Origin of the sequence: Methylomagnum ishizawai (assembly GCF_900155475.1) — a bacterium.
GTDB classification, from domain to species: Bacteria; Pseudomonadota; Gammaproteobacteria; order Methylococcales; family Methylococcaceae; genus Methylomagnum; species Methylomagnum ishizawai_A.
This window is the reverse complement of sequence record NZ_FXAM01000001.1, coordinates 3,181,349-3,206,857: the sequence shown is the minus strand read 5'-3', so window position 1 is coordinate 3,206,857 and position 25,509 is coordinate 3,181,349. Positions and strand designations below refer to the sequence as shown.

Here is a 25,509-nt window from a genome sequence, read left to right as displayed (position 1 = left end):
CCCGCCGCGGCTGTGGGGGAGGGCGCGGCGGCGGGTTGGAGCGGCGTCAGGTGGACTGGCGGTCGATGGAGTGGGTGCTGTAGACCTCCTGCGAGGAGTTGACAGGATCGCTGGCGATCAGCCAAGTGATGATTAAGCCCAGGGTCAGGGCCATGAAGAACAGCAAGGATTTTTCGGTCAATGCGCTCACGTTAAACTCCCCAAAGAGAATTAGGTCTTGTTAGGCTTCTGGATGCCCGGACGTTCTTCCGGTACAAACACTAGGTTTGTGAGGCGAAGATTACGCAATTCTGTGAAATTTGTCATGGATTGTCCGACGAAAAATCCTTGACTCCGGGATTTTTATCATGGGCTTGGTGAATTTTTGCCCTTGACATCCGGGCTCCGGCCTTGTTGGTTTGTGCCGTGCCCCGTTTCGGGGCGTTCTTCATCGTTATACCATTCCGTTCTTGAATCCCTATGAGCAAGCAGCCCATCCCGACCCCCGCCACCCTCGCCGATATCCTCAACCCGCTGGCCAAATATCTCGTCGCCCAGTGCCAGAAGCTGTATTTCCGGGTGGTGGAATCGACCGGCCAGCATAAGCGCGATATCCTAGTGAGCCGGGTGGAGAGCGCCCGCGATAGTCTGGAGGAGGCCAAGGACCAATTCCAAAGCGCCCTCGACAAGTTCAGCGCCCTGACCCAATTCGACGGCGGCGACCTGGAGGATTTATACCGGCAGCTCAAGCTCGAATTCGATTACAGCACGGCCAAGGCGCTGGCGGTGAAGGACCGCATCGACGCCGTGCAGGATGTGGCGGAAGCCTTGTTCGCGGAATGGGAGGGGGAACTGGAGCAATATTCCAACCGTAGCCTGCGCAGCGCCAGCCGTCAGAAGCTCAAGCTGACCCAGCAGCATTATGGGCAGTTGATTTCGGCGATGCGGCGGGCCGAGAGCAAGATCGAGCCGGTGTTGCGGGTCTTCCAGGACCAGGTGTTGTTTTTGAAACACAACCTGAACGCCAAGGCCATCGCCTCGCTGGAACACGAACTGACGACCATGGCCGTGGGCGTCAATGGCCTGATTGGCGCGATGGAGAAATCCATAGGCCGGGCCAACGACTTCGTGTGTTCGCTGAACGGGCGCAAGGCCTTGCCGCCTGCGGATGGGGTTTAGCGCCCCGGTTGAGGCGAATCAGCCACAAAAAGTCCCTTTCGTGCTATCTTTGCAACTCCGTGTTGTTATAGTGCAAAAGCCGGGCAAAATGCACCGTTTTTGTGCGTAAGTTGGGCGTCTGCCCCTTGATGAATAAGCTGGATTCCTTTATTCACGGGTTTGGCGCGGTTTGTGCAATCGGGGTTCATGATTTGCGAATTTTCGGAGTGACTTAGAATGAAAAATAGCGCTTTCAGCATCCGTCTGAGCATGGCGGCCTTGGGTGTCCTTTCGGCTTTGGCGGCGGGTTCGGCTGTCGCGAGCGAAATAGAGGAGGCCTCCGGGTTGGCGGATTACATGGCCGGCAAGGGCGATGCCCAGCCTTTGAAGGATTACGGCATCAAATGGGGTGGATGGCTTAATACCAGCATATCGATCAACGATAACAGCTCCCCGGACAAGTTCAACGGCCCGGTGACTTTCGGCGACCGTACCAGCGAATTGCAGGTCAACCAGGCCTACCTGTGGATACAGAGGGCGGTGGAGGCCAGCGGCGATGATTGGGGTTGGGGCGGACGCTTCGACATCATGTACGGCACCGACTCGATCTTCACCCAGGCCTACGGCAACCCGGCCTTCGATCCCCGCACCGGCGCGGTCAACACCAACCGCGGCCATTGGGACTTGCACCTGACCAGCTTCGACGAGCGCTTCTACTCCTTGGCCATGCCGCAGGCCTATGGCGAATTGAATATCCCCATCGGTAACGGATTGAACGTCAAGGTCGGCCATTTCTACACGCCCATCGGCTACGAGGTCGTGACCGCGCCCGATAACTTCTTCTTCAGCAAGCCCTACACCTTCCAATACGGCGAGCCCTTCACCCACACCGGCGTTCTCGGCAACTACACCGTCGACGACAATTGGGCCGTGATGGCCGGTGCCGTGACCGGCAGTTCTACCGGCGGTTGGGATGGCGGTTTCGACCGCAATATCGGCAACTGGGATTTCATCGGCGGTTTCACCTGGACCAGCGACGACAAGAACTACTCGTTCAACGCCTCCTCCACCGCCGGTTCCCAGTCCGAGCAGAACAGCAACACCTGGGCGCTGTACAGCCTGGTCGGCAAGGCCAATTTCCTGGATAACACCTTGCATGTGGTCACCCAGCACGACCATGGCTTCGCCAACAACGTCCTGACCTCGCGTGGCCTGGGCGACGACGCCGAATGGTACGGCATCAACCAATACCTGATGTACGACATCCAGGAAGACTTGGGCGTGGGTATCCGCGGCGAATGGTTCCGCGATAACAACGGCTTCCGCGTGAACGGCCCGGCCCGTTGCGGCGCGGGGCTCAACGCCAACGCGGCGGGCGATGTGAATTCCTATAGCTGCCCTGGCTATTCCTATCCCTTCGCAGGCAGCAATTATTACGAAGTCACCGTCGGCCTGACCTACAAGCCGCTGAAGTGGGTCACGCTGCGCCCGAACCTCCGCTACGACTGGACCGACAAGGTCAAGGCCTTCGACGACGGCAAGCGTAAAGACCAGCTCTTGTTCTCCACGGATGTCGTCATCCTGTTCTGATCCCCGGTTGTCATGGCGCGGACAAGGACGTCTTTCCCGCCGCGGGAGGCGGACCGGCCATGGCTGTGAAGCATGCGCTTCTATCGCTGTATCCAGCTGTTACTTGGATGAGGCGGTGACATCCCGGTGTCCGGGAGTCGGTCACCGCCTTTCCTTATCCCCCATCCCGAAAAGCGGCTCCGTTACCGCATCCACCCACTACGCCCGGTTTCGGGCTGTCCGTCCGGTCCCCCTATCTATTTGGGTTCCGCCCCCGGCGTCCTGGGCCACACCGGTCGCCGAGCCCGCGCCGGGACCGGATTTGGCCTTCGGAATAAGCCGTGGGGTATCGCTTCTCATGTCACCCTTGACGTACACTATTACGCCACCGAAAAACGCCGTATAGAAACGCGAAGCCGCGCCGACAAGGTGGCCTGATGGGCGGGGCGAGTGGCTTCCTCTATGAAAACCGCGGGGCAGATTTGACGGTAGAGCATAACCAGACCCTCGTGTCGGCCCGGATTCCCCCGGAGCCGCCGATAGGGCACTTCCAAGACGACCCGGAGCCGGCCTTTGTGGTGCCGGGGTCGGCCGAACTCGCATTCCCCAGGGAATACCATGCAGCGCTCTCGGATTATTTCCGCCATTGCATCGCCCGCGACCCCAACGACCTGCGGAGTCATGTGCGGCGGATTTATCTCGAACACGAAGCGGGGCGGGGCGAAGCGCTCCACGCCGCCTTGCTCGACTTGTTCATCGCCCTGGGAAGGCGCGGGGCCGGGCTGCGTAGGCGCATGCTTGAATTGGCCCGCGATATCCTCGATCCCCGGTTGTTCCAGGAACTGGCCGGTGGCCTCGCCCAGGGCATGGATGCCATCCATACCCCCATCGTGCCGGGTTCGATCTTGAGCCGGGGCATCGAGGGCGGCTTGAACCTCGTCCATCCGGCAGGGGAGCCGCGCGGCGAGGGGCCGAGGGACGCCTTGCTCGAAGCGCGGGAATATCTGGAATACAGCCAATTGGAGGAGGCGCGCACCGTCCTGGAGCGGGCCGTCCTGCGCGAGCCGCTACGGGCCGAACTGCATTTGGAACTGCTGGATATTTACCGCTCCACCCGCGATAGCGCTAATTTTTTCAGGCTGTCCGAGGCGTTGGCAGGCATCGAAGTCGCGGTGCCCGAAGCTTGGCAGGCATTGACAGAGTACTTCAGGAGCCTCAATGATTAGTCCCCGAGACATGTCGCTGCGGGCGTGCGCCCTGGGCTTCGATGCTCGTTCCTATACGGCCCTACAATTGTTTTTCCGCGGCAAATGCGGCGACAAGGCCGTCCTGGTCGGCGAGGACGACGCCGATGTCAGCATCGTTGACATGGATTCCTTCAATGGCGCGAAAATCTTCGCCGAGCAGCGGGAACGGCATCCGGGACGGCCTTTGATCCTGTTGTCCCTGAATCCCCCGGCGGAAATCCCGTCCGGGGTGATCTACATCAAGAAGCCGGTGCAGATACAAAGCATGCTGACCGCTTTGGAACAGACCGCCGCCCGCTTGAGGGCCAAGGCCGAGCCCAAAGCACCCACCGGGAAGATACACCGTGATGTCGAATCCCCCGCCAAGCCGTCCGTGGACGCCGCGCCCAAGCCGGCGGACGCAAGCCCCGCCTCCGCGCGGCCCGCTTCCCCGGCTATAGGCTTCGCTTCCCGCGAGGACCGCGATACCAGCCACGCGGCGCTGTCGTTGGACGAGCGTGGTTTTGGCGACTATATTGGTTCGCTCAAGGATATAGACCCCAGCAATCCCATGGAGGTGACCGCGGCGCAATACGATCCCAAGCGGTATTTCCAGGGCTATCTGCAATCGGCCTGTAAAACCGCCCTGACTAAGAATTGCGCTTTGCGGCTGAATACCGGCTGGAAGCCCGTCACCATTTTCCCGCAAAGCCGGGAAATCTGGGTGGACGCCGACGACCAGCAACTCCGCTCGTTTTGCCTGGTGCCGGTGCATTCGATCGCCGAACTCGGCTTTTCCGAAAGCGATTCCGGTATCATGACGATCTCGTCGGCCTCGGCCAGCGCCGTGAAATTCAAGGATGAGGGCCGGGACCACAGCAAACTGCAACGCATGGACGCTTTGATCTGGAAGGTCGCGCTTTGGACCTCGGCGGGCCGGGTGCCCGACGATATCGATTTGAACCGCCCGGTTTACCTCAGGAATTGGCCCAATTTCACACGCTTGTTGGTTTTCCCCCATGCCTTGCGTATCGCCGCGTTATTGAGCGAGCAGCCCCGGTCGTTGTTGAATATCGCCGAGACGCTCAATATCCGCCAGCAATACGTTTTCGCATTCTTCAGCGCGGCCCGCGCGCTGGGTTTGGCCGACCAGGCCGTGCGGCAATCGGAAAGTTTGATCGCCCCGCTGCCGGTCGAATCGAAAAAGGATGCCGGGTTATTCAAGAAGATTTTGCAACGACTGCTGCGACGGTAATTCGAAGGGTCATAATGGCGAACTATAAAATCATCTTCACCGGTCCCGTGGGGGCCGGTAAAACCACGGCGATTGCCTCGCTGAGCGACGAACCGCCGGTAAAGACCGACGAATCGGCTTCCGATATGACCAAGGGGAGGAAATCGTCTACCACGGTGGCCATGGACTATGGCGTCCTCCATTTGGCGGGGGGCGAGAAAATCCACCTTTACGGCACGCCCGGCCAGGAGCGGTTCGATTTCATGTGGGATATCCTGAGCAGCGGGGGGATTGGTTTGATCCTGCTGTTGGATAATACCCGCGCCGACCCTTTCCAGGATATGCGCTTCTTCCTGGAGGCCTTCAAGAAATTCATCGACCAGACCAAGGTGGTCATCGGCGTCACCCAGATGGATTTGAGTCCGCGCCCGACCATCGAGGATTACCATCAGCAATTGCATGGCATGGGTAGGAATATCCCTTTGTTCGAGGTCGATGCCCGTGCCCGCAAGGATATGACCATCCTGCTCCAAGCCCTGCTCTATTCCCTCGATCCGGGTTTGCAGGAGGCCAAGGATGGCTAATTTTGTCCTGGCGGAGGAGATGTATGTCCACCCGACGCCGGCGGGAACCTATTATGCGGTATCGGCCACCGACCCCAATCCCAGCCGCCGGATGATCCAATCCTTGTTGCGCAAACAATCCTCCCCCCGGTTGGCCTTGGAAGATTTGCGGGCTTGGTCCGAAATCGAGGACGAGGAGCAGGCGCTGAGCCTGCTCTATCACGCGCAAGGTTTGGGTTGGGTGCAGGGCTTCGACGCGCCGCGGCACTGCAACGAGCAGCCGCTCGAAATCCAATTGCCGGGGCTGCTGAAAACCCTGGCCGTGCAGGGCAAGGTGTTGTTGGCCGACCATCAGGGGTTTTACCTGGCTTCCAGCGGGTTCCCCCACGAGGTGGCGGAGGAATTGTCGGCTTTGAGCGCGGATTTGGCGAACCTGCATGCGCGGCGTTCCGGGTTGCTGGTCAATAACTTGGGGTTGGCGAGTAGCGCCTGGGCTATCGTCGATGCCTCCGGCAATGGCAAGATAGGATTTTGGCCCTTGTTTATCGGGGCGCAGCGTTTCGTACTGGTCATCAGTGGCATGCCCCATTTCAACCATCCCGATTTCGTGAACTTGGTATGGATTCTCAGTCGGCGCTATGCCACATAAAACCGGGTTTGGGTTCGCGGACCCACCGGCCTGACAAGCCGCGCTTATCAACCGGAATACCCCCAGTTTCCAACCTATACACCTAATACCAGCAGGAGTGAATCCATATGCGTGCAGACATGCTCAAGTCTATTTTGAACGAATTGAACGGAACCTCGGCCGATATCGAGGCGTCCGGCGTGATTTCCACCGACGGTTTGATGATGGCCGCCGTGTTGCCCCAGGGCATGGACGAGGACCGCGTGGGTGCCATGAGCGCGGCCATGCTGTCTTTGGGCGACCGCACCGCCCAGGAGTTGGAGCGGGGTGGCCTGGAGCAGGTGCTGATCAAGGGCAACAAAGGCTATGTGCTGATGACCCATGCCGGCCATGAGGCGGTTTTGACCGTGATGGCGAAACCCAACGCCAAATTGGGATTGATCTTCCTGGATGTGAAGCGGGCGGCGGAAAGCATCTCGGCGATGATTTGAATAACGGCTCGAATGAGCAAGAGTGGGTGCTGACTGCGGGAAGGGGGCGCGATCATCAAATCCTCGTGAGGGCAGGACGATGCAGGATATGAGACCGGAAGAGATTGTCGGTGATTATCGCGAATATACTTTGAGCTTATATGGCTATGGTAGCCGACGGGTTTTGGTGACCGACATAGAAACGCCTTACCCCGAAGGCCGCCTGATCGTGTCGAGGACCGATCCGAACGGTTTCATCACCCATGTCAACCGTTCCTTCGTGCTGATGTCAGGGTATACCGAGCAGGAATTGATCGGTTCCCCTCATTCCATCCTGAGGCACCCCGACATGCCGTCGGTGGCGTTCCGTGGCCTATGGGATACCTTGCGGGCGGGTAAAACCTGGCAAGGCTATGTGAAGAATCTACGCAAGGACGGCGGGTATTACTGGGTCAAGGCCACGGTGATCCCGAATGTGCGGGGTGGCAAGGTGATTGGCTATACCTCGGTGCGGCGCAAGCCTTCCCGGCAAATGGTGGAGCAAAGCAAGGCGCTTTACCAGACCTTGGTTTAAATCCTGGCCGGAATATTGATATGGTTTATAACTTCACGGTGAGTCCCGATTTCGGACCGGAGCATTTGGCGGGCTGGTATGTGTTCAATACCTGGCTGCAACGGGTGCTCGAAACCGCCATCCATTTGGAGATTTACCCGGATTTCGATAGCCAGCGCCGGGCTATCGCGGAAGGCAAGGTCGATTTGATCTATGCCAATCCCTACGACGCTTCCATGCTGGTGCGGGAAAAGGGGTTCGTCCCCTTGGTCCGGCCCAAGGGCAAGACCGACGAGGCGATCATCGCGACCGGTGCCCATAACGATGATATCGTGACGGTCGAAGACCTCGAACCCGGTGCCCGTATCGCCACCACCAGCGATCCTGACGTGCATATGATGGGCATGATTATGCTGGAACCCGCCGACCTGAACGCGGATAACGTGGCCTTGGTGGTTTCCGATAATTACGTCCTGGTCGCCAAGCGCCTCATCAGGGGCGAGTGCCAAGCCGGTATTTTCCTGGCCGAGGCTTTCCACGATCTGTCCTCGATGGTGAAAAGCCAACTTAAGGTTTTGGTGCGCGGTGAAATCCAGGTGGTCCACCATGGTTTGCTGTTGGGGCCGCGCTTGGCTTGCTATCGGGAACCCTTGCTGGCCGCCTTGTTGGGCATGGCGTCGGACGAGAAGGGCCGGGGCGTGCTGAAATCCCTGGGTTTCGCCGAGTGGGAGGTCGTCGATCAAGAAGCGATGGAGTTCATGATCGACCTGATGGATACCTTGATGGTGTAGCGCCCGGACCGATCCGGCGGCATCGACCCTGCCGGATGGTTTCCCGTCCCGAGGCTTTCCCCCAACCGCGTCCGCCGGGCTCAGCCCGTCGCGGCCAGCGGTTCGTTGCCGGTCAGGTGCTGCTTTTCCTGCAAACTGTCGCGGAGGACGCGGCACGCATCCATCGCGCACTTCCCGCATTGATCGCAGGCGCCAAGTTCCTGCCGCAATCCCCTCATATTACGCACCCGTCCATCGCGGACGGCGTTGCGGATTTGTCCATCGGTAACGTTCTTGCAGATGCAGATGTACATGGTAAGACCGGCTGGTGGTGGTTGGCTTGGGTCTTATCTTAGTACAAACGAGAATGATTATCAAAGCTGGGCGGATGGGTTGCATCCGCCCGGCCACCGGCTCAAAGCCTGGATTGCAGGTAGTTCTCCAGGCCGATCTTGGCGATGAGGCCGAGTTGGGCTTCCAGCCAATGGGCGTGGTCTTCCTCGGTGTCCTTGAGCAGGGTGAGCAGGATATTCCGGGTCTCGTAATCGGCGACCGATTCGCAGAAGGCCATGGCTTCCCGCAGTTCCGCGATCACCCGGTATTCCAGCGCGAGGTCGTTGGCGAGTATCGCGGGCACGTCGCGGCCCACGGCGAGCGGGCTGCGCTGGCCGAGGTCCGGGATGCCTTCGAGGAACAGGATGCGCGAAATCAAACGGTCCGCATGTGCCTGTTCCTCCCCCATTTCGTGCGAAATATGCTCGTACAGGTGCTGGAACCCCCAATCCCGGCACATCCGCGAATGGATGAAATACTGGTCGATGGCGGTCAGTTCGCCGGCCAGAAGCCGGTTCAGGCGCAGGATGACGTCGGGATGCCCTTGCATGGTGATTCTCCTATAAATGGCCGACCGACCCCGTGTCATCGGGCCAAGCGGCCAGGGCGGGGCGCGGTGAAATGGAATTGCGTATACTAGCGGTTTTTTCGCGCCGGGCCGATGCCATCGCGTCCGCCGTATCCGCATAGCTACGATAAAACGCTCCCCCCAGGCCAGCACCGGGGGCGGGGCGGGATTAACCAGGGTGTGATGATGACCGAGATCGAATACGAAGTGCGCGAGCAGGATTTGCTCGCTTTCAACGACCACCAACTCAAGAATTCCCAAGGGCTGCAAAAAGTCCTGCGCCGCCATCAGGGGATCGTGCCGGGCGTTTTGGCGGTGTTGTCCATGTTCCTCTGGTTCTACTATCAGGACACGCTATCCGCGATCTATGTCGCCGTCACCGCCGTGGCTTGGGGCTTGCTGACGCCGGTATTCCTCAAATGGCAGATGCGCCAGCGCATCCGCAGGATGTATTCGGACGCGGACATGGCCGCCATCCTCGGCAAGTACAAGCTGCGTTCGGAGCAAGATGCCCTGGTCGAGGTCAGCCGCGTCGGCGAATCGCGGGTGTCCTGGGCCGATATCCTCCGCATCGATGTGATCAAGGGCTATGTCTTCATTTTCGTGACCTTGGATACGGCCCTGATCGTGCCCTACGCGACCGTGAAAACCGGGGATTTGCGGGAGTTCCTCAAGGACGCCGACGCCCGCCTCGAACAGGCCGCCTGATGCGGACGGCGGCGGCACCGGGCGGCGGGGTGGGCTGGGTATGATCAATTTCAAGGCCGTGGCGTTGCGGCGTGGACAGCGCCTGTTGTTCGAGAATGCCTCGTTCACTATCCACAAGGGCGAGAAGGTCGGCATCACCGGGGCCAACGGCGCGGGCAAGTCCAGCCTATTCGGTCTGTTGCTGGACACGCTGCATCCCGAAACCGGCGAGTTTTCCATGCCGCCCGGCCTGGAAATCGCCCATGTAGCCCAGGAAACCCCGGCCAGTGCCAGCACGGCGCTGGATTACGTCATGGACGGCGACCGCGAACTGCGCCAGATCGAGGCCGAACTCCGGCAGGCGGAAGCCGCCAACGATGGCGTGGCCCTGGCTCATGCCCATGGCCGTTTCGAGGCGGTGGGCGGCTACGACGCCCCGGCTCGCGCCGCCAAGCTGTTGAACGGACTCGGGTTCGCGCCGGGCGACGAGCGGCGGGCGGTGTCGGAATTCTCCGGCGGTTGGCGGATGCGGTTGAATGTGGCGCAAGCCCTGATGTGCCGTTCCGACGTGTTGCTGCTGGACGAACCCACCAACCATCTCGATCTCGACGCCGTCATCTGGCTCCAGGATTGGCTGTCGGTCTATCCCGGCACCTTGCTCCTGATTTCGCACGACCGCGATTTCCTCGACGACCTCACCGACCACATCCTCCATATCGAGCATCAAGGCTTGACGCTCTACACCGGCAATTATTCGGCGTTCGAGACCCGCCGCGCCGAAATCCTGGCCCAGCAACAAGCCTCCTACGACCGCCAACAGCGCGAAATCGCCCATGTGCGTTCTTTCGTGGACCGCTTCCGCGCCCAGGCCACCAAGGCCCGGCAGGTGCAAAGCCGGTTGAAGGCGCTGTCCCGCATGGAATTGATCGCCCAGGCCCAGGTCGATTCGCCGTTCGAGTTCGCCTTCCTGCCGCCGGAAAAACTGCCGTCCCCGCTGCTCAAGCTAGACGATGCCGCCGGTGGTTATGGCGACAAGACTATTTTCAGCGGTGCCAAGCTCACGGTGAATCCGGGCGACCGTATCGGTCTTTTGGGTCCGAACGGCGCGGGTAAATCCACCCTGGTCAAACTGTTGGCGGGCGAACTGCCCTTGCTGGCGGGCCAGCGGCTGGCAGCGCAGGACCTCAGGATCGGCTATTTCGCCCAGCACCAACTCGAACAACTGCGGCCCGAGCACAGCGCCCTTTGGCATCTGCAAAAGCTCGATCCCAAGGCCACCGAGAAGGATTTACGCAACTTCCTAGGCGGTTTCGGCTTCCGGGGCGACCAAGCCCTCGACCCCATCGCGCCGTTCTCGGGCGGCGAAAAATCCCGGCTGGCCCTGGCTTTGTTGATCTACCAGCGGCCCAATCTGCTCCTGCTCGACGAACCCACCAACCATCTCGACCTCAATGCCCGCGACGCCCTGAGCCTGGCGCTACAGGATTACCAGGGCGCTTTGATCGTGGTCTCGCACGACCGCTATTTGCTACGTACCGTGGCCGATGATTTCTGGCTGGTGGCGGATGGCGTCATGGATGTATTCTCGGGCGATCTGGACGATTACCGGCTGTGGCTGTCCGCCCGCCGCAACGCCCGCGATAGCGATAGCGCCAAACCTGCCGCGCCCTCGCGCAAGGACCAGCGCAAATCCGACGCCGACCGTCGCAAGGCGCTGCGGCCTTTGCGCCTCGCCTTGGAAAAGGCCGAAGCGGCCATGGAAAAATTCGCCGCCCAGAAGCAAGCCTTGGAAACCCGATTGGCCGATCCCGAGCTATATCTGGCCGAGGCCAAGGCCCGCTTGCAAGCCGTGCTGCTGGAAAAGGCGGGCGTCGAGAAATCCCTGGAGGAAGCCGAAGGCGCTTGGCTGGAAGCGGGCGAAGCCTTGGAAGCCGCCGAGGCCGAAGGCATGGAGTCTTGATGTGGCCGTGCGGAGGACGCCCCGGTGCCGTTGATTAGGTTGTTCCTGGATGTCGCCTTGTTCAATAAAGGCCCGCGCGATGTGCCGGCCTCGATCTTCCTGCTGGGCTTGGTCGCGGCCACCAACCTGGCGGTGGCGCTGGCCTTGGCCCTGTTGGATGTCGATTGGCTGGAGGGCATCGCGCAATCCTTGGTGGGGATCGGGCTGCTGGCCGGGTTCCTGTGGATCGTCCTGGTCCTGGCCCATCAAACCCCCCGGTATTTGCAGACTTTCACCGCCGCCCTGGGTTGCGATACCCTGATCAGCGCCCTGGCCTTACCGCTGTTGGTGTGGTCGCGCTGGTCCGGGGAGAGCAGGGAGCTGGTGTTGACGGTGGTGACGCTGCTCCTGTTGTGGCAGATCGCGATCATCGGCCATGTGTTGCGCCAGGCCTTGTCCTCGTCCTACGCGCTGGGACTCGGTTTGGCCTTGGCCTATATGGCGGGCAGTGTCGAACTGATGGACCTATTGTTTTCCAACCCAGGTTGAGCGAGGCCGGGCATGAATTACCGACATATCTTGTTAGGGGCCGATTTTTCCGAACATGGCGGGCGGGTCGCCCAACGCGCCCTGGACCTGTCCCGCCGTCATCAGGCCGAGTTGAGCGTGGTCCATGTGGTGGAGAACCTTCAGTACATGGATGCGTCCTACGGACCCATCGTACCCTTTGAAATCGACCTGACCGGGCAACTGGTCGAGGCGGCGCGGCAACGGCTGGAGAAACTGGCCGAGGATTTGAACATCCCGCCCGAACGGCGTTGGGTCGAGATCGGCAGCCCCAAGCTGGAAATCACCCGCCTGGCCCAGGAACGCGGGGTGGATTTGATCGTGGTGGGTTCGCATGGCCGCCACGGCTTGGCGCTGTTGCTGGGTTCGACCGCGTCCGGCGTGCTGCACCATGCCGAATGCGATGTGCTGGCGGTGCGGCTGCGGGCCTGAGCTTTTCCAAACCCCAGGAGGAGCGCCATGGAATCCATGCGCACCGGGCGGTGGCCGGTTGGATTGACCGCCGCCTTATCCCTCTGCTGCGGAATCGCTTCCGCGCAGGAATCCAAGGAAGGAGGAACCGCCATGTCCCTGCGACTCTCGTCCCCGGCGTTCGCCGACCAACGCCTGATTCCGAAGCGCTACACCTGCGACGGCCAGGAGTTTTCCCCGCCACTGGCCTGGTCCGGCCGGCCCCAAGGCACCCAAAGCTTCGCCTTGATCGTGGACGACCCCGACGCCCCCGATCCCAAAGCGCCCAAAACCACCTGGGTGCATTGGGTGCTGTATAACCTGCCGAACACTGTGTCCGGCTTACCCGAAGGGATGGCTTCCCCGCCGCCCGGTGCCCGCCAGGGGCTCAATGATTGGAAACGCGCCGACTATGGCGGCCCTTGTCCGCCGGTCGGGCAGCACCGCTATTTCCACAAGCTGTACGCCCTCGACACCGTCCTGCCCGACCTCCGCACGCCCACCAAGGCCCAACTCGAACAGGCCATGCGCGGGCATATCCTCGCCGAGGCCCGGTTGATCGGGCTTTACCAACGCAGTCCTTGACCCCGCGGTATTGCCTGCGGCCCGGATGCCAGGGCATTCCTTCCGGGCTGAGGGAAGCGGTCACCCGCCGGGGGCCGGGTTATTTCCGCCAATAGGCCGGCGTGAGCAAAATCAGCGCCGTGAACACCTCGATCCGTCCCAGGAACATCGCCAAGGTACACGTCCATACCTGGAAATCGGTCAGGCTACCATAGTTGGTGGCCGGTCCCACCTGTCCCAGCCCCGGCCCCGCGTTGTTGATGCAGGCCAGGATGGCCGAGAACGCCGACACGAAATCCAGTCCGCTCATCACCAGCAGCAAGGTCAGGATGACGATGCTCATGAAGTAGACGAAGATGAAGCCCAGCACCGAGAGCATGATGTTGGAGGGAACCACCAGGGTGCCAAGCTTCAAGGGATTGACCGAGGTGGGATGGGTCAACAGGAACATCTGCAATTCACTCTGCTTGACCAGGATCATGGTGCGCATCATCTTGATGCCGCCGCCGGTCGAGCCGGTGCAGGAGCAAATACAGCTCAGGAACAGCATCCACAACGGTGCGAAGATCGGCCATTGGTTGAAATCGGTGCTGCTGAAACCGCAATCGGTGGCGATGGACACCAGGTTGAAGCTGGCATGGCGCAGGGCGCTCCAATAGCTGGCATAGGTGCCTTGCAGCCAGAGATACAACGCGATACCGAGGCAACTGCCGATCATCAACACCAGATAGGGCATGGCCTCGATATCCTGGCGGTAGGGTTCGAGGCTCTTGCTCCGCAGCGCCTGGAAATGGGTGGCGAAATTCATCCCGGCCAGCAGCATGAACACGATCAGGATGCCCTCGATGGCGGGTGAATTGAAATAGCCCACGCTGGCGTCGTGGGTGGAGAATCCGCCCAGCCCCATGGTGGCGAAGGCGTGGCAGACCGCGTCCAGCCAGCTCATCCCCGCCGCCTTCAAGGCCAGGATGCACAGCGCCGTGATGGTGCCGTAGACCAGCCAGAGGTTCTTGGCGGTTTCGGTGATGCGCGGCGTCAGCTTGCTATCCTTCATGGGGCCGGGGGTTTCGGCCATGAACAACTGGCGTCCGCCCACGCCCAGCACCGGCAGGATCGCCACCGCCAGCACGATGATGCCCATGCCGCCCAGCCAATTGAGTTCGTGCCGCCAGAGGTTGATGGCGGGCGGTAGTTGGTCCAGGCCGGACAGGGTCGTCGCCCCGGTGGTGGTCAGCCCGGACATGGTCTCGAAATAGGCGTCGGTGAACGACAGGCTTTCCAAATAGGACACCAGCGGAATGGTGGCGAACGCCGCCATCCCGGTCCAGGCCAGGACCACCAGCAGGAAACCGTCCTTGGCCTTCAGGTCGCGGACGAAACGCCGGGTGGCGAACCAGAGCAAGGCGCCGGCCCCGAGCGTGAAGCACATGTCCGCCACGAACAGCCCCGCCGTGCCATCGCCGAACAACAGCGAAGTCAGGATGGGCAGGAGGTAGGTGATGCTGAATACCATCAGCATCAGGCCGAATACCCTGGCGAGCGACAGGAGCCTAGTCATCGTTCAAGCCTTATCGAAGGAGGAGGTGGTTGGGGCGGGCGGTGCGTTTTTTGCGGGGGATTGTACGAAAAATCCTGGGGCGGCACCCAACGGCGCGGTGGTAAACAATGAAAATCGGAGGTTGGCGATGAACGATGAAGGTTTGTACGGCTTGGCCCGGCAGGTCGGCGCGGCTTTGGACGCGGCGGGCTGGATGTTGGCGACCGCCGAATCCTGCACCGGCGGCGGGGTGGCCGCATGCGTGACCGATGTGGCGGGCAGTTCCGCCTGGTTCGACCGCGGTTTCGTGACCTATAGCAACGAGGCCAAGATCGATATGCTGGGCGTCGATCCCGAAACCCTGCGCGAACATGGCGCGGTCAGCGAGGCTACGGTGCGCGAGATGGTGGAAGGCGCGGTGCGCCTGAGTTGGGCCAATATCGCGGTGGCGGTGAGCGGCATCGCCGGGCCGGGTGGCGGTAGCCCCGACAAGCCGGTGGGGTTGGTCTGGTTCGCCTGGGCGCGCGACGGGCGAGAGACCGTGGCGCGGTGCGAGCGCTTCGAGGGCGACCGCCGGGCGGTGCGCGGACAGGCGGTGGCGGTGGCCTTGCGCGGGGTGTTGGATGCCTGCGGAGAATAACGCCGCATCGGCCCGGTTGTTCCTGGCGCTGTGGCCGGATGCAAAGACGCGGGCCGCGTTGTGGGTCGCCCGCGATCTGGTCGCCCGGACCCTGGCCGGACAGTGGGTGAAACCCGACAATTTGCACATCACGCTGGCGTTTTTGGGCGATGTCGCCCAGGCGCGTTGGCCCGATCTTGTCCGGGTCGCCGATGGAGTCAAGACGCCGGCCTTCAGCTTGACCTTGGACCGGGCCGAATTCTGGCCGCGCAATGGCATTGTCTGCCTGGGCGCGTCCCAAACGCCCCAGCCGCTGTTGGATTTGGCCCAAGGTTTGGCCCAGGGGTTGGGGCGGGCGGGTTTCGCCTTGGACGACCGGCCTTACCAGCCCCATCTGACCCTGGCCCGTCAAGGCCATTCCGACCGGAAAGCCTGGGCCTTGCCTGAACCTGTGGTTTGGCAGGTCGCCGCTTTCAGCCTGGTCGAATCGCGCCTGGGCCGCGCAGGCTCCGCGTATACGCCGCGTCAAGCCTGGCGCCTGGAAAATGTCGAGGCTATTCCGGGGCCGGGGTCTGTGGGATAATCGTCGGCCTTTCAACTGATTGGGCGGTCTCATCACGATGGACGAGAACAAGCGGAAAGCCCTGAGCGCGGCGCTCTCCCAAATCGACAAGCAATTCGGCAAAGGTTCGGTTATGCGTCTCGGCGATATGGCCGCGATGCGCGATATCGAGGTGATTTCTACCGGCTCCCTGACCCTTGATATTGCCTTGGGCTGCGGTGGCTTGCCGCGCGGGCGCATCGTCGAAATCTACGGTCCCGAATCCTCCGGCAAAACCACCCTGACCCTGGAAGTGATCGCCCAGGCCCAGAAACTGGGCGGGGTCGCGGCCTTCATCGACGCCGAACACGCCCTGGACCCCAGCTACGCCGAGAAGATCGGCGTCAACCTCGACGACCTCCTGATTTCCCAGCCCGACACCGGCGAACAAGCCTTGGAAATCGCCGATATGCTGGTGCGTTCCGGCGGCGTGGACGTGCTGGTGGTGGACTCGGTGGCGGCTTTGACCCCCAAGGCCGAAATCGAAGGCGAGATGGGCGATTCCCATGTCGGCTTGCAAGCCCGCTTGATGTCGCAGGCTTTACGCAAGCTCACCGCCAATATCAAGCGTTCCAACACCCTGGTCATCTTCATCAACCAAATCCGCATGAAGATCGGCGTGATGTTCGGCAGCCCCGAAACCACCACCGGCGGCAACGCCTTGAAGTTCTACGCTTCGGTGCGCCTCGACATCCGCCGCATCGGCGCCCTCAAGAGCGGCGACGAAGTGGTCGGCAACGAAACCCGCGTGAAAGTGGTCAAGAACAAGGTGGCCCCGCCGTTCCGGGAGGCCACGTTCGAGATTCTCTATGGCGAAGGCGTGTCCCGCGAAGGCGAATTGATCGACCTGGGCGTGGATCATGGCATCGTACAGAAATCCGGTTCCTGGTATAGCTATAGCGGTGAGCGTATCGGCCAGGGCAAGGACAATGTCCGCAACCTGTTGAAGGAACGCCCCGAACTGGCCGAATCCATCGAGGCCAAAATCCGCGAGAAAGCGCTGGCGACCCCGCCCGCGCCGGGTCCGGCCCCCGCCGACGAGGTCGAGGAGGCCGAACTCTGACCGAGCCATCCGACGATAGGCGGGCGGTGCTGGCCGCTTGCCTCCGTTATCTCTCCCGCCGTGAATACGGTCGCGCCGAACTGCGGCAAAAGCTCTTGTCGCGAGGTTACCCGGAATCCCTGGTCGATGAGGTCGTCGCCGACGCCGTGCGCGACGGGCTACAGAGCGATGCGCGTTTCGCCGAATCGTTCGTGCGCGGCAGGGTCGGCAAGGGCTATGGTTCGGCGCGGATCCAGCGGGAACTCAGGCAACGCGGCATCGGGGACGCGCCCGATCTCAAGGAATGGGATTGGGAGGCGCAGATCGACAAGGTTTACCGCAAGAAATACGGCGACACCCTGCCGGACGGTTTGCCGGAACGGGCATCGCGGGAACGTTTTTTGCTTGGCAGGGGCTTCGGGCACGACGACATCCGCCAATTATTCCGGCGCTTGGCGCGGCGCGGACTAGCACAACCAGACGATTGACAATGGCAACCCTATGACCAGTTCGGAACTGCGATCCTTATTCCTCAACTTCTTCCAAGAACGCGGCCACGCCGTGGTGGCGTCCAGCCCCTTGATTCCGGGCAACGATCCGACCTTGCTGTTCACCAACGCCGGCATGGTGCAGTTCAAGGATGTGTTCCTCGGGCGGGAAGAGCGTGGCTATGTGCGGGCGGCGTCCTCGCAGCGCTGTGTGCGGGCGGGCGGCAAGCACAACGACCTGGAGAATGTGGGGTATACCGCGCGCCATCACACCTTCTTCGAGATGCTGGGCAATTTCAGCTTCGGCGATTATTTCAAGCGCGACGCCATCCGCTACGCCTGGGAATTCCTGACCGGCGTGTTGGGCTTGCCGCCGGAACGGCTGTGGATCACGGTCTACGACCAGGACACCGAAGCCGCCGCTATCTGGCTGAACGAGGTCGGGATCGACCCGAACCGCTTTTCCCGCATCGGCACCAAGGACAACTTCTGGAGCATGGGCGACACCGGCCCTTGCGGTCCCTGCACTGAAATCTTCTACGACCACGGTGCCCATATCGCGGGCGGTCCGCCCGGCTCCCCCGACGAGGACGGCGACCGCTACATCGAGATTTGGAACCTCGTGTTCATGCAGTACGACCGCTCGGCGGATGGCACCCTGACCCCGCTGCCCAAGCCTTCGGTGGATACCGGCATGGGCTTGGAGCGCATCGCGGCGGTGGCGCAGGGCGTACACAGCAATTACGAAATCGACCTGTTCCGCACCTTGGTCCAAGCCGCCGCCGAATTGGCCGGGCTTTCCAATACCGACAATAGCTCGCTGCGGGTGCTGGCCGACCATATCCGTTCTTGTGCTTTCCTGGTCGCCGATGGCGTGTTGCCGTCCAACGAAGGGCGGGGCTATGTGCTGCGCCGCATTATCCGCCGGGCCATCCGCCATGGCTATAAGCTTGGCATCCGTGATGTTTTCTTCTACAAGCTGGTCGCGCCGTTATGCGCCGAGATGGGCGAAGCCTATCCCGAACTGGTCGCCGCCCGCGCCACGGTCGAGCAGGTGTTGCGCAAGGAGGAAGAGCGCTTCGCCGAGACCCTGGACCAGGGCATGAAGATTCTGGAAACCCATCTCAAAGGCTTGAGCGGCACCGTCATTCCCGGCGAAACCGTGTTCCAGCTTTATGATACCTATGGTTTTCCGGTCGATCTCACCGCCGACATCGCCCGCGAACATGGCCTGACCCCGGATTTGGCCGGTTTTGAAAAAGCCATGGAGGCGCAACGCGAACGCGCCCGTGCCGCCAGCCATTTCGCGGTGGATTATTCGCAGGATGTGGCGGTGGATGTGCATTGCCAATTCACCGGCTATACCCATCTGGCCGACGATGCCCGCGTCGTGGCCTTGCTCAAGGGGGGCAAGTCCGTCGATCAATTGGCGGCGGGCGACGAGGGCGTGGTTATCCTCGATAAGACGCCATTCTATGGCGAATCCGGTGGCCAAGTCGGCGATGTGGGTATCCTCCGCGCCGGGAACGCGCTGTTTGAAGTCACCGATACCCAGAAGCAGGCGGGCGATGTGATCCTGCATCTTGGCAAGGTGGTGCAAGGCTTGTTCGCGCTGGGCGCGGACTGCCGGGCCGAGGTGGATGGCGCGGCCCGCAACGCCACGGCGCTGAACCATTCGGCCACCCATCTCCTGCACGCCGCTTTGCGCCGGATCCTGGGCGAGCATGTGGCGCAGAAGGGTTCCTTGGTCGATCCCCAGCGCCTGCGCTTCGACTTCTCCCATTTCGAACCGATCCAGCCCGAGCAACTCGACGCCATCGAACTTCTGGTGAACGAGCAAATCCGTGTGAATAGCCCCGTCCGTGCCGATGTCATGGCGAAGGACGAAGCCATGAAGGCCGGGGCCATGGCCTTGTTCGGCGAGAAATACGGCGACGAGGTCCGGGTATTGCGGATCGGCGAATTCTCCACCGAGCTTTGTGGTGGCATCCATGCCGGGCGGGCCGGGGACATCGGCCTGTTCAAGATCGTCGGCGAATCCGGCGTGGCGGCGGGCGTCCGCCGTATCGAAGCCCTGACCGGCGCAGGCGCGTTCGAGTGGGTCAAGGTCAGCGAGCGCTTGGTGCAAACGGTTGGCGAAAAACTCAAGGCCGGACGCGATGGCATGGTCGATAAGGTCCAGCAATTGTTGGAACGCAACCGCGCCCTGGAAAAGGAACTGGACAAGCTCAAGGTCAAACTCGCCAGCGCTTCCGGCGACGATCTCGCTTCCCAAGCCGTCGAGATCGACGGCATTAAAGTGCTGGCCGCTAAGATCGAAGACAGCGACCCCAAAGCCCTGCGCGATTTGGTCGATCAACTCAGGAACAAACTCGGCAGCGCCGCCGTGGTGCTGGGCAGCGTCAAAGATGGCAAGGTCAGCTTGATCGCTGGCGTCACCAAGGAGCAAACCGGGCGCATCAAGGCGGGCGATTTGGTCAATGCGGTGGCGGTCCAGGTCGGCGGCAAGGGTGGTGGGCGTCCCGATCTGGCCCAGGCCGGCGGCACCGATCCCGGCAAACTCGATGAAGCTTTGCGCGGCGTGCCCGAATGGGTGCGCGGCCGTTTGGCATGATTCAACCATTCCGATAGCAAAAATGGCTCTTTACGTACACAAATATGGCGGCACCTCGGTGGGCACGGTCGAGCGCATCAAGCATGTGGCCGACAATGTCATCCAGGCCCGCCAGCGCGGCGAGGATGTGGTGGTGGTGGTGTCCGCGATGAGCGGCGAGACCAACCGCTTGGTCGCCCTGGCCCACGAGGCCCAGGAGCGTCCGAACATCCGCGAAATGGATGTGCTGCTGTCCACCGGCGAGCAAGTCACGATTGCCCTGTTGAGCATGGCTTTGCAGCAGAAGGGCTGCGAAGCCCGTTCCTATACCGGTGCCCAGGTCCGCATCCTGACCGACCGCGCCCACACCAAGGCCCGCATCGAGGATATCGACACCGAGCGGATGCGTGCCGACTTGGCACAGGGTAGGGTGGTGGTGGTGGCCGGGTTCCAGGGCGTCACTGCGGATGGTGATATCACGACTTTGGGCCGGGGCGGTTCCGACACCACGGCGGTGGCCCTGGCGGCGGCGCTCAAGGCCGATGAATGCCTGATCTATACCGATGTGGACGGCGTCTACACCACCGATCCCCGTATCGAACCCAAGGCGCGGCGGCTGGAGCGCATCACTTTCGAGGAAATGCTGGAAATGGCCAGCCAAGGCTCGAAAGTATTGCAAATCCGCTCGGTGGAATTCGCGGGCAAATACAATGTTCCCTTGCGGGTGCTTTCCAGTTTTAAGGAAGGGTCCGGTACGTTGATCAGCTACGAGGAGGCAAGCGGCGTGGAAAAACCATTGATTTCGGGAATCGCGTTCAACCGCGACGAGGCCAAACTCACCATCCTGGGCGTGCCGGACAGGCCGGGCATCGCCTACAAGATTCTCGGTCCCATCGCCCAAGCCAATATCGAAGTGGACATGATCGTCCAGAATGTCGGCGAGGATGGCAGCACCGATTTCACCTTCACCGTGCATCGCAACGAATATAAGCGGGCGCTGGAAATCTTACAAAACATCTGCGCGGACCTGGGGGCCAGGGAAGCCGCCGGGGATACCGCCATCGTCAAGGTTTCCCTGGTCGGCGTCGGGATGCGTTCCCATGCCGGTATCGCCGCCCAGATGTTCGAGGCACTCGCGGGCGAAGGTATCAATATCCAGATGATTTCGACTTCCGAGATCAAGATTTCTGTGGTCCTGAACGAGAAATATCTGGAATTGGCTGTCAGGAGCCTGCACGAAGCTTTCCATCTCGATCAAGCCGCCGCAGCCGCCTAGCCTGAATTTTCTGTTAGAAATACAGCGGGAAGTGGTATAATATTCGGCTTGTATGCAACTGTGGGTCGGGATAGCGTTGCTTAAAGCGGTGCTGCTCTTAAATAAGTTGGCGAGACCGTATAAGGAAGGATTTATGTTGATATTGACTCGTAGGGTTGGCGAGACTCTGATGATCGGGGACGATGTAACGGTTACCGTATTGGGGGTCAAGGGTAATCAGGTGCGTATCGGCGTGAATGCGCCCAAGGAGGTTTCCGTACATCGTGAGGAAATCTACGAGCGCATCAAACGCGAGCAGCAGGTCCAACCCGGCGGAGAAATTAGCTGAATCTTCGGGCGGAATCGGTTATAATAAGCAGATACTTCGGAGAGATGGCCGAGAGGCTGAAGGCGCTCCCCTGCTAAGGGAGTATAGGGCTTAAAACTCTATCGAGGGTTCGAATCCCTCTCTCTCCGCCACTTATTCAGTTGTGGCGCGGAAATAGCTTACGGCCTTCGCGCACCGCCGTGGAAACACGGGCTTCCTGACATAAGCCCGCTGTTATCGTCCTGATAAACCCCCCCCCCGCTATATTTGAAATCGTCAAGCTACGATAGCCCTGATCTAAGCCATACAAAGCTTGTACGGGGTTGTTTTTATTGATATAATTTCTGGATTTTTCAGGTCGTTCTGAAACTCAAAGAGGAATCTTCATGGTCACTATCCGTTTGTCCCGTGGCGGCGCGAAGAAGCGTCCTTTTTATCATGTGGTGGTTGCGAATAGCCGCTCCAAAAGGGATGGTCGCTATATCGAGCGCGTGGGTTTCTTCAACCCGGTTGCCCAGGGAACTGCCGAACGGTTGCGTTTGAACGAAGAGCGTATCCAATACTGGATCGGCCAAGGTGCCCAAACCACTGAAAGAGTGGGCAGTCTGATTAAGGAACTGCGCAAGTTGTCCGCCGCTTCCGCCGCCTAAGCGGTCGGTTGAGCCACAATGTCCCGGCAAGTCATCGTCGGCGAGATTCTCGGGGCATTCGGTGTACGGGGATGGATCAAAATCAAATCACATACCCATCCGCCGGAAAACATATTGAAGTATTCTCCATGGCAGATCGTGGGGAATGGCGGACTCAAGGATTACAAGCTTGTCGAGGGTAAGGCGCACGGCGAGGATGTGGTTATCGCCCGCTTGGATGGGGTAAGCGACCGCGACCAAGCCCTGCTTTTGCAAAGGCACACCATATCGGTTTCCAGGGAAAGTTTTTCGCCGCCCGAACCGGGGGAATATTACTGGGCCGATTTGATCGGCCTGGAAGTCCGCACTCTGGAGGGTGTGGTGCTGGGCAAAATCGCCAGTATGATGGAGACCGGAGCCAACGATGTGATGGCAGTCCGGGGCGACCGCGAACGCTTGATTCCCTTCGTGGTCGGCGATTTCGTCAAGGAAGTGCGGATCGATGAGGGATGGCTGAGCGTCGATTGGGACCCCGGTTTCTAGGGCGCGACGATGCGCTTCGATGTGGTCACCCTGTTCCCCGAGATGCTGCGGGATGCCGCCTGTCATGGCGTCACCGGGCGGGCTATCGAAAACCATATCGTCGATCTGCTCCTGTGGAATCCACGCGAATATACCCATGACCGTCATCGCACGGTGGACGACCGACCCTACGGCGGCGGACCGGGCATGGTGATGAAGGTCGGGCCTTTGCGCGACGCCATCCGCGCGGCGCGGATCGACTCGCCTTTGCCGGCCAAGACGGTTTACCTGAGTCCCCAGGGCCGGGTGTTGGATCAAGCGGCGGTGGCGCGTTTCGCTGCCAGTCCGCGCTTGATCTTGGTGGCGGGCCGTTACGAAGGCATAGACGAGCGCCTGATCGAGGCCGAAATCGACGAGGAGTGGTCGATTGGCGATTATGTCCTGAGCGGCGGGGAACTGGCGGCTTTGGTCCTGTTCGATGCCGTGGTGCGTTTGCTTCCCGGCGTATTGGGACATGCCGAATCGGCGGCGCAGGATTCCCATGTGGCCGGGTTGTTGGATTGTCCCCACTACACCCGCCCCGAGGAAATCGATGGCCGCAAAATCCCGGAAATCCTCCAATCCGGGAACCACGAGGCCATCAGGCGTTGGCGCTTGAAGCAATCGCTCGGGCGCACCTGGTTGAAAAGGCCGGACCTTCTGGCCAAGGTCCGACTCGACGCCGAACAGGCAGGATTGCTCGGGGAATTCCAGAACGAATTGAATACCGGAAAGACACAAGAAGGGTAAGCAGCAATGGCGAATATTATTCAAGAACTCGAAGCCGAATGGATGAGCGCAAAGACCATACCGGCATTCGCGCCCGGCGACACCGTGGTGGTGCAGGTCAAGGTGAAGGAAGGCAACCGTGAGCGTTTACAGGCCTATGAAGGCGTGGTGATCGCCAAGCGCAACCGGGGTTACAACTCCGCCTTCACCGTGCGCAAGATGTCCCATGGCGAGGGCGTGGAGCGCGTGTTCCAGACCTACAGCCCGCAGGTGCAGGAAATCTCGGTCAAGCGCCGGGGTGATGTGCGCCGCGCCAAACTGTACTATCTGCGCGACCGTACCGGCAAGGCCGCCCGCATCAAGGAAAAAATCTAACCGGCTTGCGGCGGTTGCCGCAAAGCCTGTGGAAGGGTACGACGGGCAGCGCAAACTGCCCGTTGGTCGTTTCCGGGGGTGGAAATTTTCCTAGTCCCCTACATGATCGGTGTCCCAGCCATGCCTACCGCGATCATCGCGACGCCGTTCGGTGCCCTGGCCCTGTCCGCCACGGCGCATGAATTGGTCGGCATCGATTTCTCCCTGGATGCCCCCGCCGTGGAAATTCCGGCCCATCCGGTGCTGGCATTGGCGGCATCCCAGTTCGCCCGCTATTTCGACGATCCCGGTTTTGTCTTCTCCTTGCCCTTGCGCCTGTCCGGCACCGATTACCGCCGCCGGGTCTGGGACGCCCTGGTCGCCATCCCGGCGGGAAGCGCCGAAACCTATGGCCGTCTGGCCGAACGTCTCGGCAGCGGTCCCCGCGCCGTGGCCGGTGCCTGCCGCGCCAATGCTTTTCCCATCGTCATTCCCTGCCACCGGGTGGTGTCGGCCCAGGGCTTGGGCGGTTATGCTGGCCGGAGGTCCGGGCCGCTCCTCGATCTCAAGCGCTGGCTGCTGAGGCATGAAGGCTACGCCGCCTGAGACGGATCGGGAGTTGATCCAGCGCTTCGCCGACGCCCTCTGGCTGGAAGAGGGCTTGAGCGAGAATACCCAGAAAGCCTATGTCAGCGACCTTGCGCATTTTTCTGCCTGGCTCGGCAAGGCGCAGCGTGGGGGGTTGTTGGCGGTCGATGCCGCCGTGATAGAAGACTATCTGGCATTCAAGCATGGGCAAAAGATGAGCGGACGTAGCATGGCGCGGCTGCTGTCCAGTCTGCGCAAGCTCTATCTGTTCCTGCTGCGGGCAGGCCGGATCGAAATCGACCCCACCCTGAACATCGATCCGCCCCGTCTGGGTCGTCCCTTGCCCAAGACCCTGACCGAGCGCGATGTCGAAGCCCTACTCGACGCCCCGCCCACCGACGAGGTGCTGGGCTGCCGTGACCGCGCCATGCTGGAAGTCCTCTATGCCACCGGACTCCGGGTCAGCGAACTGGTCGGCCTCACACTGGAAGAAGTGAACCTGCGCCGGGGCGTGGTCCGGGTCATGGGCAAGGGCGGCAAGGAGCGTTTGGTGCCCTTGGGCGAGGAGGCGGAGGAATGGGTGCGCCGTTATTTCGAGACCGCCCGCGTGGTCCTGCTCAAGGGCCGCCGCAGCGATGATTTGTTCGTGACCGACCGGGGCGCAGGCATGACCCGGCAGGCCTTTTGGTATCTCATCAAGCGCTACGCCCTGCAAGCGGGTATCCACAAACCCCTGTCGCCCCATACCCTGCGCCACGCCTTCGCCACCCATCTGCTCAACCACGGGGCCGATTTGCGCGTGGTGCAGATGCTGCTAGGCCATAGCGACTTATCCAGCACCCAGATTTATACTCACGTCGCCCAGGAGCGGCTCAAGGAATTGCACGCCCGTTGCCATCCCCGCGGCTGAACCCTTTTCCCCTTATC

General features: G+C 61.1%; 31 protein-coding genes and 1 tRNA gene. 28 read left to right on the top strand and 4 right to left on the bottom strand.

The window, feature by feature from the left end; translation table 11 throughout:
- Positions 1 to 46 precede the first annotated feature (46 nt).
- Complete coding sequence (locus B9N93_RS25515; protein ID WP_176225260.1) at positions 47 to 190, bottom strand: hypothetical protein; 144 nt, start codon at positions 188 to 190, stop codon at positions 47 to 49.
- A 269-nt stretch (positions 191 to 459) separates the two neighbouring features.
- Between B9N93_RS25515 and B9N93_RS14225 the strand changes: the two genes are divergently transcribed.
- The 9 genes from B9N93_RS14225 to B9N93_RS14185 all read left to right on the top strand — a co-directional run bounded on the left by B9N93_RS14225 (position 460) and on the right by B9N93_RS14185 (position 8,171).
- Positions 460 to 1,158, top strand: coding sequence for a DUF2959 domain-containing protein (locus B9N93_RS14225; protein WP_085214728.1), 699 nt, complete (start codon positions 460 to 462; stop codon positions 1,156 to 1,158).
- Between the two features lie 216 nt (positions 1,159 to 1,374).
- Complete coding sequence (locus B9N93_RS14220; RefSeq protein WP_085214726.1) at positions 1,375 to 2,727, top strand: porin; 1,353 nt, start codon at positions 1,375 to 1,377, stop codon at positions 2,725 to 2,727.
- Between the two features lie 416 nt (positions 2,728 to 3,143).
- Positions 3,144 to 3,932, top strand: a complete 789-nt coding sequence (locus tag B9N93_RS14215; protein ID WP_085214724.1) for a type IV pilus assembly protein FimV — start codon at positions 3,144 to 3,146, stop codon at positions 3,930 to 3,932.
- Positions 3,925 to 5,187, top strand: a complete 1,263-nt coding sequence (locus tag B9N93_RS14210; protein ID WP_125468987.1) for a DNA-binding transcriptional response regulator — start codon at positions 3,925 to 3,927, stop codon at positions 5,185 to 5,187. The genes B9N93_RS14215 and B9N93_RS14210 overlap by 8 nt, the downstream gene beginning before the upstream one ends.
- Before the next feature lie 14 nt (positions 5,188 to 5,201).
- The gene (locus tag B9N93_RS14205) at positions 5,202 to 5,750 is read left to right on the top strand and encodes a GTP-binding protein (protein ID WP_085214719.1); all 549 of its coding nucleotides are present in this window, start codon (positions 5,202 to 5,204) and stop codon (positions 5,748 to 5,750) included.
- Positions 5,743 to 6,378, top strand: coding sequence for a hypothetical protein (locus B9N93_RS14200; protein ID WP_085214718.1), 636 nt, complete (start codon positions 5,743 to 5,745; stop codon positions 6,376 to 6,378). The genes B9N93_RS14205 and B9N93_RS14200 overlap by 8 nt, the downstream gene beginning before the upstream one ends.
- Before the next feature lie 107 nt (positions 6,379 to 6,485).
- Positions 6,486 to 6,848 (top strand): roadblock/LC7 domain-containing protein, encoded by a 363-nt coding sequence (locus B9N93_RS14195; RefSeq protein WP_085214717.1) that lies wholly within the window; start codon positions 6,486 to 6,488, stop codon positions 6,846 to 6,848.
- 79 nt (positions 6,849 to 6,927) lie between these two features.
- The gene (locus tag B9N93_RS14190; protein ID WP_085214715.1) at positions 6,928 to 7,401 is read left to right on the top strand and encodes a PAS domain-containing protein; all 474 of its coding nucleotides are present in this window, start codon (positions 6,928 to 6,930) and stop codon (positions 7,399 to 7,401) included.
- 20 nt (positions 7,402 to 7,421) lie between these two features.
- Complete coding sequence (locus B9N93_RS14185; RefSeq protein WP_085214713.1) at positions 7,422 to 8,171, top strand: phosphate/phosphite/phosphonate ABC transporter substrate-binding protein; 750 nt, start codon at positions 7,422 to 7,424, stop codon at positions 8,169 to 8,171.
- Positions 8,172 to 8,251: 80 nt separating this feature from the next.
- Here B9N93_RS14185 and B9N93_RS14180 read toward each other — a convergent pair whose 3' ends face one another.
- The gene (locus B9N93_RS14180) at positions 8,252 to 8,464 is read right to left on the bottom strand and encodes a (2Fe-2S)-binding protein (RefSeq protein WP_085214711.1); all 213 of its coding nucleotides are present in this window, start codon (positions 8,462 to 8,464) and stop codon (positions 8,252 to 8,254) included.
- 101 nt (positions 8,465 to 8,565) lie between these two features.
- Positions 8,566 to 9,033 carry a bacterioferritin gene (gene bfr / locus B9N93_RS14175; protein ID WP_085214709.1) on the bottom strand — a complete coding sequence of 156 codons (468 nt, stop codon included), beginning with the start codon at positions 9,031 to 9,033 and terminating at the stop codon, positions 8,566 to 8,568.
- A gap of 201 nt (positions 9,034 to 9,234) precedes the next feature.
- Here bfr and B9N93_RS14170 point away from each other — a divergent pair, with 201 nt between their 5' ends.
- The 5 genes from B9N93_RS14170 to B9N93_RS14150 all read left to right on the top strand — a co-directional run bounded on the left by B9N93_RS14170 (position 9,235) and on the right by B9N93_RS14150 (position 13,279).
- Positions 9,235 to 9,759: a YcxB family protein gene (locus tag B9N93_RS14170; RefSeq protein ID WP_085214707.1), complete on the top strand. Its 525-nt coding sequence runs from the start codon at positions 9,235 to 9,237 to the stop codon at positions 9,757 to 9,759.
- A 40-nt stretch (positions 9,760 to 9,799) separates the two neighbouring features.
- Positions 9,800 to 11,698 (top strand): ATP-binding cassette domain-containing protein, encoded by a 1,899-nt coding sequence (locus tag B9N93_RS14165; protein WP_085214705.1) that lies wholly within the window; start codon positions 9,800 to 9,802, stop codon positions 11,696 to 11,698.
- 24 nt (positions 11,699 to 11,722) lie between these two features.
- On the top strand, positions 11,723 to 12,226 hold the full coding sequence (locus B9N93_RS14160) for a hypothetical protein (protein WP_125468986.1): 504 nt from the start codon (positions 11,723 to 11,725) through the stop codon (positions 12,224 to 12,226).
- 12 nt (positions 12,227 to 12,238) lie between these two features.
- On the top strand, positions 12,239 to 12,676 hold the full coding sequence (locus tag B9N93_RS14155; RefSeq protein ID WP_085214701.1) for a universal stress protein: 438 nt from the start codon (positions 12,239 to 12,241) through the stop codon (positions 12,674 to 12,676).
- Between the two features lie 132 nt (positions 12,677 to 12,808).
- Complete coding sequence (locus B9N93_RS14150; protein WP_085216284.1) at positions 12,809 to 13,279, top strand: YbhB/YbcL family Raf kinase inhibitor-like protein; 471 nt, start codon at positions 12,809 to 12,811, stop codon at positions 13,277 to 13,279.
- A 79-nt stretch (positions 13,280 to 13,358) separates the two neighbouring features.
- Here B9N93_RS14150 and B9N93_RS14145 read toward each other — a convergent pair whose 3' ends face one another.
- Positions 13,359 to 14,816, bottom strand: a complete 1,458-nt coding sequence (locus B9N93_RS14145; protein WP_085214699.1) for a TrkH family potassium uptake protein — start codon at positions 14,814 to 14,816, stop codon at positions 13,359 to 13,361.
- 127 nt (positions 14,817 to 14,943) lie between these two features.
- Between B9N93_RS14145 and pncC the strand changes: the two genes are divergently transcribed.
- The 14 genes from pncC (at position 14,944) to xerD (ending at position 25,492) form a co-directional block, all read left to right on the top strand.
- Positions 14,944 to 15,435 (top strand): nicotinamide-nucleotide amidase, encoded by a 492-nt coding sequence (gene pncC, locus B9N93_RS14140; protein ID WP_085214697.1) that lies wholly within the window; start codon positions 14,944 to 14,946, stop codon positions 15,433 to 15,435.
- Positions 15,419 to 15,997: an RNA 2',3'-cyclic phosphodiesterase gene (gene thpR, locus B9N93_RS14135; RefSeq protein ID WP_085214695.1), complete on the top strand. Its 579-nt coding sequence runs from the start codon at positions 15,419 to 15,421 to the stop codon at positions 15,995 to 15,997. Before pncC ends, thpR begins: the two co-directional genes overlap by 17 nt.
- A 37-nt stretch (positions 15,998 to 16,034) precedes the next feature.
- Positions 16,035 to 17,078, top strand: a complete 1,044-nt coding sequence (recA, locus tag B9N93_RS14130; protein WP_085216283.1) for a recombinase RecA — start codon at positions 16,035 to 16,037, stop codon at positions 17,076 to 17,078.
- Positions 17,079 to 17,104: 26 nt separating this feature from the next.
- Complete coding sequence (locus B9N93_RS14125) at positions 17,105 to 17,545, top strand: regulatory protein RecX (RefSeq protein ID WP_176225259.1); 441 nt, start codon at positions 17,105 to 17,107, stop codon at positions 17,543 to 17,545.
- A 13-nt stretch (positions 17,546 to 17,558) separates the two neighbouring features.
- Positions 17,559 to 20,159 (top strand): alanine--tRNA ligase, encoded by a 2,601-nt coding sequence (gene alaS / locus B9N93_RS14120; protein ID WP_085214691.1) that lies wholly within the window; start codon positions 17,559 to 17,561, stop codon positions 20,157 to 20,159.
- A 22-nt stretch (positions 20,160 to 20,181) separates the two neighbouring features.
- Positions 20,182 to 21,414 (top strand): aspartate kinase, encoded by a 1,233-nt coding sequence (locus B9N93_RS14115; protein ID WP_085214689.1) that lies wholly within the window; start codon positions 20,182 to 20,184, stop codon positions 21,412 to 21,414.
- 133 nt (positions 21,415 to 21,547) lie between these two features.
- Positions 21,548 to 21,742 carry a carbon storage regulator CsrA gene (gene csrA / locus B9N93_RS14110; RefSeq protein ID WP_085216282.1) on the top strand — a complete coding sequence of 65 codons (195 nt, stop codon included), beginning with the start codon at positions 21,548 to 21,550 and terminating at the stop codon, positions 21,740 to 21,742.
- Between the two features lie 38 nt (positions 21,743 to 21,780).
- Positions 21,781 to 21,873, top strand: a tRNA-Ser gene (locus B9N93_RS14105).
- 234 nt (positions 21,874 to 22,107) lie between these two features.
- Entirely contained in the window at positions 22,108 to 22,371 is a 264-nt protein-coding gene (gene rpsP / locus B9N93_RS14100; RefSeq protein WP_085214687.1) for a 30S ribosomal protein S16, read from the top strand.
- 18 nt (positions 22,372 to 22,389) lie between these two features.
- Positions 22,390 to 22,893 (top strand): ribosome maturation factor RimM, encoded by a 504-nt coding sequence (gene rimM / locus B9N93_RS14095; RefSeq protein ID WP_085214685.1) that lies wholly within the window; start codon positions 22,390 to 22,392, stop codon positions 22,891 to 22,893.
- A gap of 9 nt (positions 22,894 to 22,902) precedes the next feature.
- Positions 22,903 to 23,661, top strand: a complete 759-nt coding sequence (trmD, locus tag B9N93_RS14090; protein ID WP_085214683.1) for a tRNA (guanosine(37)-N1)-methyltransferase TrmD — start codon at positions 22,903 to 22,905, stop codon at positions 23,659 to 23,661.
- Positions 23,662 to 23,667: 6 nt separating this feature from the next.
- Positions 23,668 to 24,015 (top strand): 50S ribosomal protein L19, encoded by a 348-nt coding sequence (rplS, locus tag B9N93_RS14085; RefSeq protein ID WP_085214681.1) that lies wholly within the window; start codon positions 23,668 to 23,670, stop codon positions 24,013 to 24,015.
- A gap of 120 nt (positions 24,016 to 24,135) precedes the next feature.
- Positions 24,136 to 24,600: a methylated-DNA--[protein]-cysteine S-methyltransferase gene (locus B9N93_RS14080; protein WP_085214679.1), complete on the top strand. Its 465-nt coding sequence runs from the start codon at positions 24,136 to 24,138 to the stop codon at positions 24,598 to 24,600.
- Positions 24,581 to 25,492: a site-specific tyrosine recombinase XerD gene (gene xerD / locus B9N93_RS14075; RefSeq protein ID WP_085214677.1), complete on the top strand. Its 912-nt coding sequence runs from the start codon at positions 24,581 to 24,583 to the stop codon at positions 25,490 to 25,492. The genes B9N93_RS14080 and xerD overlap by 20 nt, the downstream gene beginning before the upstream one ends.
- Positions 25,493 to 25,509 lie beyond the last annotated feature (17 nt).